Source organism: Streptomyces sp. NPDC007189 (genome assembly GCF_040703635.1).
Taxonomy (GTDB): domain Bacteria; phylum Actinomycetota; class Actinomycetes; order Streptomycetales; family Streptomycetaceae; genus Streptomyces.
Genome location: NZ_JBEYEY010000010.1, coordinates 77,197 through 91,400, shown reverse-complemented (window position 1 = coordinate 91,400; position 14,204 = coordinate 77,197). Strand labels below are relative to the sequence as shown.

The window sequence follows — 14,204 nt, the reverse complement described above, 5'->3', positions numbered from 1 at the left end:
CCCTGCCGTACCTCGCGGGCCACCTTAGGGGCTGGCCGCGCGGGTCCCTGTGCGAAAACCATCACATCGACGGGGTGGGCGGCGCCACAGTTCCGCGCGGCGTGGTCAGCGTTCCAGGGATGTCATCGCCGTGTCCTTCGGCCGTTCGGCGCTCGTCTGGGCGGGCACGGACGCGGGCGGCACGGGGATCCTCGGCGGCGCCTCGGGCGGGGACCCGCCGTCCCGGGCGGCCAGGAGGGCGCGCAGGCAGGTCCACAGACGCGGGCGGCGGCCGTGCAGCAGGCCGAGGACGATCGCCGCGGCCACGGCGATCAGATGCTCGCGGCCGGCCAGGTTGGGCACGGCGATGGACTCCCACACCATCGAGCCGCCGGTCAGGGTGAACACCACCGGCGCGCGTTTCACGACCGAGAGGTAGGTGAACAGGCCGACGACGGCCGCGGACGGTCCGGTGTCGAGCACCTGCGCGTCCGCGTGCGGCAGTCCTAAGCCCCACCAGCCGGGGCCCAGCGCGATCATCACGCGGGCGGTGAGCGTGCCGGCCACGGTGGTGGCGTAGGAGATCGCCAGGGTGCGGGCCCTGCCCAGGGCCAGCTCGGCCCAGGCGAAGGCGAGGAACAGCTGGGTGATGCCCGCCCACACGGGCAGGTCGAGCGCCGGCACGTACAGCGACACGGGTGTGCGCAGCAGCGACAGCCACAGCGGGAGCTCGGCCCTGACGCCGCCGAGCCGGGTCACCCACACCGCGCCGAGCGGGTGCTGGGCGACGGCGTGGAAGAAGACGACACCGAACGCGGCGACGAACGCCAGCAGCAGTCCGGACAGCCCGCGCCGGGTGAGCCGCCGCACCGGTTCGACGACGATCGCGTGCCACTCGCCCCGCAGGGTCCGCCCGGTGAACCGGGTCAGCCGCGCGAGCAGGGCGCGGCACCAGTCGATGCGCCCTTCAGTCGTCATGAGACACGGCAGCCCATCGCCTCCGGCTCCCCCGTCATGCCCCTCGCCCCCTTCACGTCCCGGCATCCATGTCGTCGGGGCGTTGTTCCGCCGTCCCCGACCGGCATGTGCCCGGTCTCTCCCCCGCTGTGCGCCTCTGTGTCGGTGAGGCCCGATCGGTGACAGTTCAGCGAGCCGGACGGCGGGCGTCAAGATCCATTGCGGTGGCGCGGGGGTGTGGGAAGACCCACAGGCCCACAGCGGTGGAATCCGGCTCCACGAGGCAACCTCCACCCCCTCGGTTCCGTCCTTGAAGTACAGGCCCCTCGCAGCTGCCCGAGTGCCCGTCAGCGGCGGCCGTCACCCACAACGCCCTGTCCCGAGTGCCGGTGCGGCTGGATTCCCGGCCGGGCCCGGAGCGTTGCTTGACTTGGAGAGCGCTCGAACTCGTAGCGTCGCAGACGTACGGCGACGGGTGCGGATCCGCGCCGTACGGGACGACGTTCGTGTACGCGGAAAGGCTGGGACATCACATGCACAAGCGCAGTCTGCGGGACCTCCAGGTATCGGCCATCGGCCTCGGATGCATGGGCATGTCCGCCTTCTACGGCTCCGCCGACCGGGAGGAGGGCATCGCCACCATCCGGCGGGCCCTCGAACTGGGCGTGAACTTCCTGGACACCGCGCAGGTGTACGGGCCGCTCACCAACGAGTCGCTCGTCGGCGAGGCGATCCGGGGGCACCGCGACGAGTACGTGATCGCCACCAAGTTCAACTACCGGATGGACGACGCCGTACCGGGCGACATGAGCACGATCGGCCGGCAGGACGGCTCGGCCGAGCACGTCCGCGAGTCGGTCCACGGCTCGCTGCAGCGGCTGGGCACGGACCACATCGACCTGTACTACCAGCACCGGGTCGACCCGAACGTGCCGATCGAGGAGACGGTCGGCGCGCTGGGCGAGCTGGTCGCCGAGGGCAAGGTGCGGCACATCGGGCTGAGCGAGGCGAGCGCGGAGACCATCCGGCGGGCGCACGCCGTGCACCCGGTCACCGCCGTGCAGAGCGAGTACTCGCTGTGGACGCGGGACGTGGAGGCCGAGGTGCTGCCCGCCTGCCGGGAACTGGGCATCGGTTTCGTGCCGTACTCCCCGCTCGGCCGCGGCTTCCTCGCGGGCCGCTTCACCTCGCCGGACGAGCTGGACGAGAACGACTTCCGGCGCCACAACCCGCGCTTCACCGACGCCAACCTGGAGGCGAACCTGCGCCTCGCGGCCAAGGTGAAGGAGATCGCGGCGGAGAAGGACGTGACGCCGGCCCAGCTGGCCATCGCCTGGGTGCTGGCCCAGGGCGAGGACCTGGTGCCGATCCCGGGCACGAAGCGGCGGACCTACCTGGAGCAGAACGCCGCCGCGGTCGGCATCGAGCTGACCAAGGAGGACCTGGCCCGCATCGACGCCGAGCTGCCCGCGGCGGCGGGTGAGCGGTACGACGAGGCCGGGATGCGGGCCGTCAACCGCTGAGCGCCCTGGGGCGCCGGTGACTGCCGGCGGCCTTCACGGCGCGGGCGTGCGCGCCGCGTCCGCCAGGTCGAGGTCGGTCGTCTCCGGCGCCAGGAAGTGGGAGACCAGGCCGCCCACCGCCAGGACCCCGGCGCCCACCAGGAGCACGAAACGGGCGCCGAAGCGGTCGAGGCCCATCGGCAGCAGGAAGGTGCCGATGGCGGCGCCGACCCGGCTCATGGCGGTCGCGAAGCCGACGCCGGTGGCGCGCAGCGAGGTCGGGAACACCTCCAGCGGGTAGACGGCGGTCAGCGCGCTGGAGGCGGCGTTGAGGAAGATGAAGAAGAGGAAGCCGCCGACGATGACCGGCGTGGACGTCGGCCACACCGCCACCAGCGCGAGCGCGGCGGCGGTGATCCAGAACGGCGGGATGAGCAGCCTGCGCCGGCCGATGCGGTCGACGACCAGGCAGCCGGCGGTGACCCCGGCGACGGCGGTGAAGGAGTAGACGAGCAGGGCGGCGACCGCGTTGTCGCCCATGTTCAGGGCGTCGAAGACCTGGGTCCAGAAGGTGCCGATGGAGAAGTACGGCAGGACCAGCGCGGCCCAGAACACGCTCGCGAAGACGGTGCTCTTCAGGTGCCGGCGGGTGAACAGGGCGCGCAGTCCGCCGTGTTCGCTCCGGGCGGTGTCGGCCAGCTCGGCGGTGACGTCGATCTCGATGCCGTACCGGTGGATGAGGGCGTCCGCCTCCTCGCGGCGGCCCTTGCTGAGCAGCCAGCGCGCCGACTCCGGGACGCCGCCGCGCAGCGCCACGCACACCAGGGCGATGACCGCGCTGCTGGCGAGGGTCCAGCGCCAGCCGCCGTGCACGTCGGCGAAGACGGCGCCGACGACGGTGGCGAGGGCGTAGCCCACGTACCAGCTGATCTCCAGGCTGGCCAGCAGCCGGCCGCGTCCCTTGCGGGGGGCGTACTCGGACAGCAGCGGGGCGCCGATGGCGTACTCGCCGCCGATGGCGATGCCCATCACCAGGCGGATGAGGAAGAGCTGCAGTCCGTCGGCGACGAAGAACTGCAGGACCGAGCCGACCAGGAAGATCAGCATGTCCACGAGGAACACGGGGCGCCGGCCGTAGCGGTCGGCGAGCCGGCCGAAGAGCGGGCCGCCGACGAAGATGCCGATCAGCGGCGAGGCGCCGACCAGGCCCTCCATGACGGTGGTCAGATGCAGATCGGTGGTGAGGGCGCCCATCGCCATGCCGATGCCGCCGATGATGTAGCCGTCGATGCCCTCGCCGATCTGGGTGGCGAGCTTGAGCTTGGTGTGCAGGCGGCGGCGTGCGCGCAAAAGGTCGGGGGGCGTGGGAACGCCGGGTGTGTCGGACTGGCGTTCCGTCGCAGGCGTCGTTGCCATGAGCGGTCCTTGTGCTGAGGAGGGAAGGCGGGGAGGGGGAGGGGTCAGTCGGCGGTGGGCCAGTCCAGCGCGATGTACTGCGTCTCCAGGAACGCCTCGATGCCCTCGCGCCCGCCCTCCCGGCCGAGGCCGGACTGCTTGACGCCGCCGAACGGCGCGGCCGGGTCGGACAGCAGGCCCCGGTTGAGGCCGACCATGCCGGCCTCGAGGCGTTCGGCCAGGCGCAGGGCGCGGCCGGCGTCGCGGGAGTAGACGTAGGCGGCGAGGCCGTGGACGGTGGCGTTGGCGCGGGCCACCACCTCGTCCTCGTCGGCGAAGGTGGTGAGCGGGGCGACGGGCCCGAAGATCTCCTCGTGCAACAGGCGGGCGTCGTCGGGCACGTCGGCGAGGACCGTCGCGGGGTGGTAGAAGCCGGGGCCGTCGGGGGCGGTGCCCTGGGCGGTGATCCGGGCGCCGCGGTCGAGCGCGTCGGCGACGAGGGAACGGATCCGGGTGACGGCGGCGCGGTCGATCAGCGGGCCGAGGGTGACGCCGTCCTGGTCGCCGGGCCCGGCGTGGACGGCGGCCATGGCGGCGCCGAACTTCCGGGTGAACTCGGCGGCGACGGCTTCGTGGACGTAGAACCGGTTGGCGGCGATGCAGACCTCGCCGCCGCCGCGCATCTTGGCGTCCATCGCGCCGCGCACGGCGGCGTCGACGTCGGCGTCCGCGCAGACGATGAAGGGGGCGTTGCCGCCGAGTTCCATGGTCACGTTGACGACGTTGGCCGCGGCCTGCTCCAGCAGCAGCTTGCCGGTGGCGGTGGAGCCGGTGAAGGAGAACTTGCGGACCCGTTCGTCGCCGAGCCAGGCGGAGACGACCTGCGGGGCGCGGTCGGTGGGCAGGACGTTCACCACGCCGTCGGGCAGGCCGGCCGCCTTGAGCAGGGCGGCGACGGCGAGCGCGGTGAGCGGGGTCTCGGGGGCCGGCTTGAGCAGCACGGGGCAGCCGGCCGCGAGGGCGGGGGCGATCTTCCGGGTGGCCATGGCGGCCGGGAAGTTCCACGGGGTGACGAAGGCGCTGATCCCGACCGGGTGCCGGCGCACGACGTGCCGGAACCCGCCGCCGGGCGCGTCGCCGAAACAGGAGCCGATGCGGACGGCCTCCTCGGCGAACCAGCGGAAGAACTCGGCCGCGTAGCCGACCTCGGCGAGCGCGTCCCGGCGCGCCTTGCCGTTCTCCCGCACGATCAGGTCGGCGAGCGTCTCGCGGTGCTCGTGCATCAGCCGGAAGGTGTCGTGGAGGATCTCCGAGCGGCGCCGGGGCGGGGTGGCCCGCCAGCCGGCCGCCGCCTCCTCGGCCGCGGCGAGCGCCGCGCGGGCGTCCTCGGCACCGGCGTCGGACACCCAGCGCAGCGGTTCCCCGGTGGCCGGGTCGTAGACCGGGTAGGTCCGGCCGTCGGCGGCGGGGAGCCAGCGGCCGCCGAGGAACACATCACCGTCGGCGAGCGGGGCCTTGGCGAGGGCGTCGATGCCGGCGAGGTTCATGAGCTGCTCTTTTCCTCCGTCCCGGACGGGGGCCCGTCCGATGCGCGGTGAATTTACGAGCGCGTCATACGGCCGACAAGGCCACTCAGCCGGATCGCAACGGTGGTTGCTGTCAGGGCAACTCGCGGATCACGGGGGCATGGTCCGCGGCGGGGGCGCGGGGCGCGGCTCCCAGCCGAGCAGTGCGGACACCCGGGCCGCCGCCCTGGAGGTGATGCGTCCGGCCTCGTCGAGCCGGTCGCCGAGGCGGGCCTTGGGCGCGGAGATGTTCAGCGCGGCGACGACCCGGCCGCGGAAGTCCCGCACCGGGGCGGACACCCCGACCAGGTCCGCCTCGAACTCCTCGCTGACCCGGGCGTACCCGCGCCGTCTGGCCTCCTGGATCAGCGACCACAGTTCGGGCACCGGCATCTCGCTGGCCGTGCCGAAGCGGACGTACAGCTCGTCCGGGGTGGCGTCGGCGAGCAGGACCCGGCCGGCGGACAGCTGCCAGGCGGGCACGCCGCGGCCCTCCCAGCCGTGGACGCGGAAGGAGTGCCCCGAGACCGACAGCAGGGTGAGCACCTCGCGGTCGTGCAGCACGCACAGGTGGCTGGTCTCCTCCAGGTCGGCGGACAGGGCGTGCATGACCGGTTCGGCGACGCGCACCAGGCGGCTTTCGGAGGTGCGGGCGACCAGCGAGAACAGCCGCCAGCCGAGGCGGTACTCCAGGGTGTCCGGGTCGCGCTCGACGATGCCCTCGGCGGCCAGCGCCTTCAGCGCGCGGGAGATCTGCGTCTTCTCGCGGCCGACGAGCTGGGCCAGACGGACCACGCCGAGGCCTCCTGCGCGCTGCGCCTCGTCGGAGGCGAGGGCTTCCAGCAGATCGATGTCCCGGCGCAGACCGTGCCCGCGCGCGGAGGGGGCGTGTGTCACGGCGCCATCCTAGGCATCCGGCGGCAGCGGAGAACCACCAGGTCAGAGGTTGAGTTGTCCGGAGAGCAACCGGGATTTCGATTCCCGGGAGCGCCTTGCCGCGCGCCGAGCGCCCGACCTAGATTCGCCGCATCGGGCCGGAGGAACTTGCCCCGAATGCGAGGTTCGTTCGCCTCCGGCTCCGCTCGCGTCCCGGTTCGCCCGCCGAACCCCCCGCCTGGTTCGCCCGTCGAGCCCTGCCACCGAAGGTCCTGGAGTTCTGATGCCTTCCCCGGATTCTTTCGCCGCGACCGCGCTGATCGGCGAGTCGTTCACCGGCGCCGGCGTGAACGCCGCGCACACCAACGTCGTGATCGGCCGCAGGGGCGGCCCCGTCGAGACGGCCTGGGCGACCGCGCTGGCCACGCCGAGCGCCGGCCATGTGCCGTTCCTGGCGGTCGTACGGCCGTCGGTGCCGGTGAAGCCGGCGACCCTGTTCGTCACCAAGGCCGCCGCCGAGGGCGAGCTGCACCGGCGGGCCACCTGGGGCAGCGCGCAGGCCGGTCTCGCGCAGGGTGTGCTGGACGCGGTCAGCGAGGGCCTGATCCCGGCCGGGGAGGCCGACGAGCTGCTGATCATCGCGGCGGTGTGGGTCGACCCCGGCGTCGACGACCTCGACGCCTCCTTCCGCAACCAGCGCGCGGCGGCGTACGGCGCCGTCCGGGCCGCGGTCACGGGCACGCCCTCGGTGGCCGACGTCCTGAAGGCCGCCGAGGAGGGCCCGGCGAACCCGTTCTACACGCCGTCCGCGGAGGTGCTCGCCCGGTGAAGATCACCGACATCACGCTGGACCGGCTGCGCCTGGTGCTCGACCCGCCCTTCCGTGCCGCCTGGGACCCGGTGCCGCGCGGGCACTTCGACGCCACGATCGTGCGCGTGCACACCGACGAGGGGATCACCGGCATCGGCTCCGGCGACCTCATGGACGGCTTCGACACCTACAAGCACCTGTTCGTCGGCGAGGACCCGCTCGACATCACCCGGCATGTCAAGGCGCTGGAGACGGCGAGCTTCCACGGCGCCCCCTACTGGCCGCTGGAGGCCGCGCTGTGGGACGTCATCGGCAAGGTGCACGGCCGCCCGGTGTCCGAGCTGTTCGGCAACGCGGCGCGCAGACTGCCCGCGTACGCCTCCTCCGGGGAGCTGAAGTCCGCCGAGGAGCGGGTCGAGACCGCGCTGAAGGTGCGCGAGGCCGGCTTCCGGGCGATGAAGATCCGCATCGACCGCAACCGGGTCGAGGACGGCATCGCGGCGGTCCGGGCCGTGCGCAGGGAACTGGGTGACGACTTCGAGATCATGGTCGACCTCAACCAGTCCTGGCGAATGGCCGGCGACACCGCGAACGCCTCCGATCTCGCCAAGACCCGCAGGATCGTCGCCCGCCTCGCGGAACTGGACGTGTTCTGGGTCGAGGAGCCGCTGCCGTACGCCGACCTGGACGGTTTCAAGCGGCTGCGGGCGGAGAACCCGGGCGTGCGCATCGCGGCCGGCGAGATGCAGCACTCGGTCCCCGAACTGCTGCGCTGGCTGGAGCAGGACGCGCTGGACGTCTACCAGATGGACGTCGTCCTCGCGATCGGCATGCACCGCGCCCGCACTCTCGCCGAACTGGCCTACCTGAAACACCGTCAGTTCACCCCGCACAGCTGGACCAACGGCATCGGAGTGCTCGCCAACCTGCACGTGGCGGCGGGCGTCGGCGGCGGCCCGTACTTCGAGTTCCCCTACGACCCGCCCGGCTGGACCCCGGAACGCCGGGACTTCATGCTCGCCGAGCCGGTGCGGGTGGACGCCGACGGCTGTGTGGAAGTGCCGGACGCGCCGGGGCTGGGGGTCGAGCTGGACGAGGACGCGATCGACCGCTGGAGGGTGAAGTGACGTACGCCATCGAGGAGTTGCTGTCCCGCTCGCACGACGAGTGGCGGGCCGCGGCCGACAAGCTGGTCCCCGAGACCCGTCTCTTCATCGACGGCGCCTTCACGGACGCCGCCTCCGGCGACGTCTTCCCGAGCGTCTCGCCGCGCGACGGCACGCTGCTCGCCCAGGTGCAGGCCGCGTCCGCCGAGGACGTCGACCGGGCCGTGCGCGCGGCGCGGGCCGCCTTCGAGGACGGCCGCTGGCGCGGCCTCGCGCCCAAGGAGCGCAAGCGGATCCTGCTGCGCTGGGCGGAGCTGATCCGGGCGAACGCCGGGGAACTGGCGCTGCTCGACACCCTCGAGATGGGCAAGCCCATCACCGAGTCGCTGCGCGTGGACGTGGCCAAGGCGGCGGAGACGATCGCCTGGTACGCGGAGACCGTCGACAAGACCTACGACGAGGTCGCGCCCACGCCCGGCGACGCGCTCGCGCTGATCACCCGGGAGCCGCTCGGCGTCATCGGGGCCGTCGTCCCGTGGAACTACGCGCTGCTGATCGCCAGTTGGAAGCTCGGTCCCGCGCTCGCCACCGGCAACAGCGTGGTGCTGAAGCCCGCCGAGCAGACCTCGCTCGCGGCGCTGCGGCTGGCCGCGCTCGCCACCGAGGCGGGGCTGCCCGACGGCGTGCTCAACGTGGTCCCCGGGCGGGGTGAGGTCGCCGGGCAGGCGCTCGGCCGGCACCCGGACGTCGACAAGATCGCCTTCACCGGCTCGGCGGAGGTCGCCCGGCTCTTCCAGGTCTACGCGGGCGAGTCCAACGGCAAGCAGGTCGCCGTGGAGGCGGGCGGCAAGTCGCCGCAGCTCGTCCTGGCCGACGCCGACATCGAGGCCGCCGCCTCCGCCGTGGCCTGGGGCATCTTCTACAACGCGGGACAGACCTGCAACGCCGGCTCACGGGTCGTCGTGCACACCTCCGTCAAGGACCGGCTCCTGGACGCCGTACGACGCATCACCACCGATACCTTCCGGGTGGGCGACCCGCTCGACCCGGCCACCGTGATGGGCCCCATCGTGGACGAGGCCCAGCTCGCCAAGGTCCTCGGCTACGTCGAGCGCGGCACACGGGACGGCGCGACCGTCCTCTTCGGCGGCCGGCGCGTGCTGACCGAGACCGGCGGGAGCTACATGGAGCCGACCGTGCTCGACGGGGTGGCCAACACCTCCGTCGTCGGGCAGGAGGAGATCTTCGGGCCGGTGCTCGCCGTGGTGGCGTACGACGGCGACGTGGACGAGGGCGTACGGCTCGCGAACCAGAGCGACTTCGGGCTCGTCGCCTCCGTGTGGACCCGGGACGTCACCGTGGCCCACCGCACCGCGCGGCGACTGCGGGCCGGCACCGTGTGGATCAACACCTTCGACGCCAGCGACGTCATCACCCCGTTCGGCGGCTTCAAGGCGACCGGCGCGGGCCGCGACAAGTCCCTGCACGCGCTGGACGCGTACACGGCGCTGAAGACCACCTGGGTCAACCTCGCCTGAGCGGCGAGACCTTCCTTCCCCCTCCTTCCGATCGACGAGGACAACTGATGAGGATCGGTTTCATCGGCCTGGGCAACATGGGACGGCACATGGCCCGGCACCTGATCCACGCCGGGCATCCGCTCACCGTGCACGACACCCGTCCCGAGGCCGCCGCCGAGCATCTCGCGCTCGGCGCCCGCTGGGCGGACACCCCCGCCGACTGTGCGCGCGACGCCGAGTTCCTGGTCACCATGCTGCCCACCCCGCGCATCGTGGAGGACGTGCTGCTGCGCGGCGGGGCCGCCGAGGCGCTGCCCGAGGGCGCGTTGTGGATCGACATGTCGACATCCACACCGGCCGCCGCCGAGCGGGTCGCTGCCGAGGTCCTGGACGCCCGGGGCGTACGACGGCTGGACGCACCGGTCAGCGGGATGGCGCGCGGCGCCGAGGCGGGCACGCTGCAGATCTTCGTGGGCGGCGCCGACGACGACTTCCGCATCGCTCTGCCGGTCTTCGAGGCGCTCGGCGACCCCGACCGCGTCCTGCACGTCGGCCCGCCGGGCGCCGGCTACACCGTCAAGCTCATGATCAACCTGCTGTGGTTCAGCCACCTGGTCGCCACCAGCGAGGTGCTGGCGATGGGCGTCAAGGCGGGTGTCGACCTGGGCGTGCTGCGCAGCTCCCTGCTCGCCTCCCCCGCGGCGTCGCACTTCCTGGAGGACGACATCATGTGCGTGCTCGCCGACGGCGACTACGACGACTCCTTCGCGATGGCGCTGGCCTGCAAGGACCTCGGGCTCGCCGTCGACCTCGGCCGCGACCTGGGCGTCTCCACTGAGCTGTCGGCACTGGTCGAGCAGATCTACCGCCGCTCCAAGGCCCAGCACGGCGATCTGGCGGGCGAGATGAGCCCGGTGCGCCTCTACGAGGCGCTGGCCGGACGGGAGTTCCGGCTGCCGTCCCCGGCCGCCGCGCTCGGCGCCACCACCGTCACGGTATGACGCACCGAACTGATCGAGGAAAGCCGCACCCCATGACCGACACCCCCACCCCCGGCGCCGGCCGGACCACGCCTCCCGCCGCACTCCCCCCGCTGAGCCTGGACACCCTCTGCCGTGTCGAGTTCGGCCCCGGCCGGATCGATCTGCTCCCCGACCTGATCGCGGACACCGGTCACCACCGCGCCTTCGTCGTCACCGACCGGGGCCTGCGCGCGGCCGGTGTCGCCGGGCGCGCCCTGAAGATCCTGGACGCGGCGGGCGTGGAGTACGCCGTGTACGACGAGGTGGCGCCCAACCCGTCCACCGGGAACGTCGACGCGGGCGCCGCCCGGGCCCGGGCCTTCGGTCCGGCCGCGGTCGTCGCGCTGGGCGGCGGCTCGGTGCTGGACGCCGCGAAGGGCATCTCGCTGCTGGTGGGCAATCCCGGCGCGGTCGCCGCCGACGCCGACGCTCTCTGGGAGGCGGCCGACGGACTGCCGCTGATCGCCGTCCCGACGACCTCCGGCACCGGCGCGGAGACCAACGGCTTCGGGGTGATCGAGGACACGGCGGCCTGCCGCAAGGTGTACCTCGGCCACCCCTCCGTCAAGCCGCGCGTCGCCCTCCTGGACCCGGAGCTGACGCTCGGCCTGCCGCCCGCGGCGACGGCCGCGACCGGCATCGACGCCCTCGTGCACGGCATCGAGTCCCTGGCCTCGCGCGGCGCGAACGCCTTCTCGGTGGCCTACGCCACCCAGGCCGTGGGCATGGTCGGCCGCGCACTCCCGGCCGCCCACCGGGACGGATCCGACCTCGACGCGCGCGCCGAGCTGATGATGGGCGCCCATCTGGCCGGGCAGGCCCTGACCCTGTCCGGGCTCGGCCTGGTCCACGGCATCGGCCACGCCCTCACCGCCCACACCGGCACCCCGCACGGCGTCGCCCTCGCCGCCGTCCTGGAGGAGGTCATGGAGTTCAGCGCGCCGGCGGCAGCGGAGGCCTACGAGCAGGCGGCACGCGCGATGCGGGTGCCGCCGCCCGCGGACGGCGACTGGGCGCGGGCGGCCGTGACCGCCGTACGAGAGCTGTCCGGGGCGCTCGGCATCAAGCGGCCCCTGCGCGAGCTGGGCGCCGACCGCGCCCAGCTGCCGGACATCGCGGCGGGCGCGGTCGCCGACGCGGTGACGAAGAACGCACCACGGCTGCCGGAGCAGGCCGAGGTGCTCGAGCTGCTGACGCGCGTGTACTGAGGGATCGGCGGGCGGCACCTGCCGCCATGCGGGTGCCGCCTCGCCCCGCCGCGCCGGTTGTCACCCTCGTTCCTGGCGCTCCCGCCTTCTCCGCGTGCTCACGACCACCAGGTCCAGCGCCGCGCCCAGCGCGAGAGCGCCGCACACCGCCGCGAGGACGGTGAGCGGGCCGCTGCCCGGGCTGTCGCCGGGGCCCGAGCGGGACGCCCAGAGGGCGAAGCCGGCGGTGGCCGCGGCGAACAGCGGCAGGAAGACGGCGGACAGCAGTTGACGCAGCCGCAGTGCGCTGCGCGCGGTGACCGGTTCGGTGCCGGTGCGCGGGAAACGGTGACCGAACGCACCGGAGCGTGACCGGGGCTCGGGCACCGCCGTGCGTCCGTGGCGTTCGTCACGCATGGAGGTCTCCTTCCGCCGCTGGGCGTCATGGTCCGCCGCCCACCGCGTAGCCAGACTCGTGCGCGGCAAACCGGGGGCCTGTGAGGAACCACACCCGCGACCCAAATGACGTACGGACACGGGATGTTGGCCTCTCCGGCCGCCGGCCGGCGAGTGCCCTGGCGACGACTGTGCCCTCCCGTCTGCCACCATGGTCGGCGCCCTGACCGGGCGGCCCGGCCGCGCAGCGAAGCCGGCCCGACGGGTTCCGCCGGTCACTCTCAAGACCCCTGGTTGTCGAGTACCCCCTGTGTCTGCTCCCCCTGCCCTGCCCACACCCGTGCCCGTGCCCGCCCCCGCCCCGGCGTCCGCCTCGCGCTCGCCGTGGCGGTCCCTGCGCCACCGCGGCATGCGCTGGTGGTCGGTGGCGAACCTCGTCTCGAACGCCGGCACGTGGATGCAGCTCACCGTGCAGAACCTGCTCGTGCTGCACATCACGCATTCCGCCGCGGCGACCGGCCTGTCGATCTCCGTTCAGGCGGCGCCCGCGCTGTTCGTGAGCCTGCTGGGCGGCACGGCCGTGGACCGCTGGCCGCGGAAGCTGACGGTAGCGGTGAGCCAGACGCTGCTCGGCGCGGTCGCCTTCACCACGGCGCTGCTGGTGGCGTTCGACCGGATCGACATGACGGCGCTGCTGGTGCTGGCCGCCGTCACCGGCGTCATCGCCACCGTCGACGGCCCGGCCTGTGCGCTGCTCGGCAACGACCTCGTGCCCCGGGAGGACGTGCCGTCGGCGATCGGTGTGGGCGCCCTCGTGCACAGCGCGGGGCGGCTGGTCGGCACCGCGCTCGCCGGTGTGGCCGTGGGCCTTCTCGGCACGGCCGCAGCGTACGCCGCCAACGGGCTGTCGTTCCTGTTCGTGGCGTCGGTCGTGCCGTTCCTGCGGCCCGTGCACGCAGCCGAGGCCGAGCCGGCCGCCAAGGCGCCGGCGGTCCCGGCGGCCGCGGAGATGGGCATCCGGGAGGGGCTGCGGTTCTTCGTGCGCCGGCCCCGGCTGGTGGCCCTCGCCGGGATCACCGGGATCAGCTCGGTCTTCGGCCGCAACTACGGCCTCACCCTCGCGGTCCTCGTCACCGGGCCGCTCGCGGGCGGCGCCGGGTCGTTCGGCACCGTCTCCACGGTGCTGGCGGTCGGCGGCATCATCGGTGCCGTCCTCGGCGCCCGGCTGCGCAGTCCCTCGGTGCGGACCGTGGGGCTGCTCGCGGCGGGCGGCGCTCTCCTCCAGGTCGTCGCGGGCCTGTCGCCCTCGCTGGCCGTCCTGATGGTGCTGGTGCTGCCCATGGCCGTGGTGGAGTCCGTCTCCGACACCGCCGGCACGGCCGTCCTGCAGACCGATCCGCCGGCGCACCTGCGCGGCCGGGTGCTCGGCGTGTGGAGCACCATCGGCACGGTGTGGGGCCTGGGCGGGCCGCCCCTGCTGGGTCTGCTGATGGAGTGGGCCGGTGCCCGCGGCGCCCTGGTCACCGGCGGGCTGCTCATCGCCGGGTCGATCGGCGGCGGCCTGCTGCTCCGCCGGCGCCGCGGACTCCTGCCGCCGGTCGTGGCCACCCGCGACGGCGACGTCACCGGACGAGAGGCCCTGAGCACGGCGGCCTGACCGACAGGCCCTCCCGCGCCGGGCCGCCGGCCTCGCCCGACAACAAGGGCACGACAAGGCGCCCCGCGCCAGCCCTGGCGGGCAGGAGGACCACGGACGGGTCCTCCCGCGCCGGGCCGCCGGCCTCGCCCGACAACAAGGGCACGACAAGGCGCCCCGCCTCAGCCCTGGCGGGCAGGAGGACCACGGACGGGTCCTCCCGAGCCGGGCCGCCGGCCTCGCCGACCGCAA

At 73.6% G+C, this 14,204-nt stretch carries 12 protein-coding genes; 7 read left to right on the top strand and 5 right to left on the bottom strand.

Features of this window, described 5'->3' with window-relative positions; genetic code table 11:
• Positions 1 to 105: 105 nt before the first annotated feature.
• The gene (locus AB0950_RS21430) at positions 106 to 957 is read right to left on the bottom strand and encodes a hypothetical protein (RefSeq protein ID WP_360156377.1); all 852 of its coding nucleotides are present in this window, start codon (positions 955 to 957) and stop codon (positions 106 to 108) included.
• 512 nt (positions 958 to 1,469) lie between these two features.
• On the opposite strand from AB0950_RS21430, the gene AB0950_RS21425 reads away from it, so the two are divergent.
• The gene (locus AB0950_RS21425) at positions 1,470 to 2,459 is read left to right on the top strand and encodes an aldo/keto reductase (protein WP_360156380.1); all 990 of its coding nucleotides are present in this window, start codon (positions 1,470 to 1,472) and stop codon (positions 2,457 to 2,459) included.
• Positions 2,460 to 2,492: 33 nt separating this feature from the next.
• Here AB0950_RS21425 and AB0950_RS21420 read toward each other — a convergent pair whose 3' ends face one another.
• The 3 genes from AB0950_RS21420 to AB0950_RS21410 all read right to left on the bottom strand — a co-directional run bounded on the left by AB0950_RS21420 (position 2,493) and on the right by AB0950_RS21410 (position 6,295).
• Positions 2,493 to 3,854 (bottom strand): MFS transporter, encoded by a 1,362-nt coding sequence (locus tag AB0950_RS21420; RefSeq protein ID WP_366779208.1) that lies wholly within the window; start codon positions 3,852 to 3,854, stop codon positions 2,493 to 2,495.
• Positions 3,855 to 3,898: 44 nt separating this feature from the next.
• Positions 3,899 to 5,380, bottom strand: coding sequence for an NAD-dependent succinate-semialdehyde dehydrogenase (locus tag AB0950_RS21415; protein WP_360156386.1), 1,482 nt, complete (start codon positions 5,378 to 5,380; stop codon positions 3,899 to 3,901).
• A gap of 129 nt (positions 5,381 to 5,509) precedes the next feature.
• Positions 5,510 to 6,295: an IclR family transcriptional regulator gene (locus AB0950_RS21410; protein WP_360573043.1), complete on the bottom strand. Its 786-nt coding sequence runs from the start codon at positions 6,293 to 6,295 to the stop codon at positions 5,510 to 5,512.
• A gap of 262 nt (positions 6,296 to 6,557) precedes the next feature.
• Between AB0950_RS21410 and fae the strand changes: the two genes are divergently transcribed.
• Genes fae through AB0950_RS21385 form a run of 5 tightly spaced genes read left to right on the top strand, consistent with a single transcriptional unit; the run spans position 6,558 to position 11,941 of the window.
• Positions 6,558 to 7,103, top strand: a complete 546-nt coding sequence (fae, locus tag AB0950_RS21405; RefSeq protein ID WP_360156392.1) for a formaldehyde-activating enzyme — start codon at positions 6,558 to 6,560, stop codon at positions 7,101 to 7,103.
• The gene (locus AB0950_RS21400; RefSeq protein ID WP_366779207.1) at positions 7,100 to 8,212 is read left to right on the top strand and encodes a mandelate racemase/muconate lactonizing enzyme family protein; all 1,113 of its coding nucleotides are present in this window, start codon (positions 7,100 to 7,102) and stop codon (positions 8,210 to 8,212) included. The genes fae and AB0950_RS21400 overlap by 4 nt, the downstream gene beginning before the upstream one ends.
• Positions 8,209 to 9,729: an aldehyde dehydrogenase gene (locus tag AB0950_RS21395; RefSeq protein ID WP_366779206.1), complete on the top strand. Its 1,521-nt coding sequence runs from the start codon at positions 8,209 to 8,211 to the stop codon at positions 9,727 to 9,729. The genes AB0950_RS21400 and AB0950_RS21395 overlap by 4 nt, the downstream gene beginning before the upstream one ends.
• A gap of 47 nt (positions 9,730 to 9,776) precedes the next feature.
• Complete coding sequence (locus tag AB0950_RS21390; protein WP_360156401.1) at positions 9,777 to 10,712, top strand: NAD(P)-dependent oxidoreductase; 936 nt, start codon at positions 9,777 to 9,779, stop codon at positions 10,710 to 10,712.
• A 32-nt stretch (positions 10,713 to 10,744) separates the two neighbouring features.
• Positions 10,745 to 11,941, top strand: coding sequence for an iron-containing alcohol dehydrogenase (locus AB0950_RS21385; RefSeq protein WP_366779205.1), 1,197 nt, complete (start codon positions 10,745 to 10,747; stop codon positions 11,939 to 11,941).
• A 60-nt stretch (positions 11,942 to 12,001) separates the two neighbouring features.
• On the opposite strand, the gene AB0950_RS21380 is transcribed toward AB0950_RS21385, so the two are convergent.
• Positions 12,002 to 12,337, bottom strand: a complete 336-nt coding sequence (locus AB0950_RS21380; protein WP_360573049.1) for a DUF6343 family protein — start codon at positions 12,335 to 12,337, stop codon at positions 12,002 to 12,004.
• 388 nt (positions 12,338 to 12,725) lie between these two features.
• Between AB0950_RS21380 and AB0950_RS21375 the strand changes: the two genes are divergently transcribed.
• Positions 12,726 to 13,973, top strand: a complete 1,248-nt coding sequence (locus AB0950_RS21375; RefSeq protein ID WP_360156604.1) for an MFS transporter — start codon at positions 12,726 to 12,728, stop codon at positions 13,971 to 13,973.
• Positions 13,974 to 14,204: the final 231 nt, after the last annotated feature.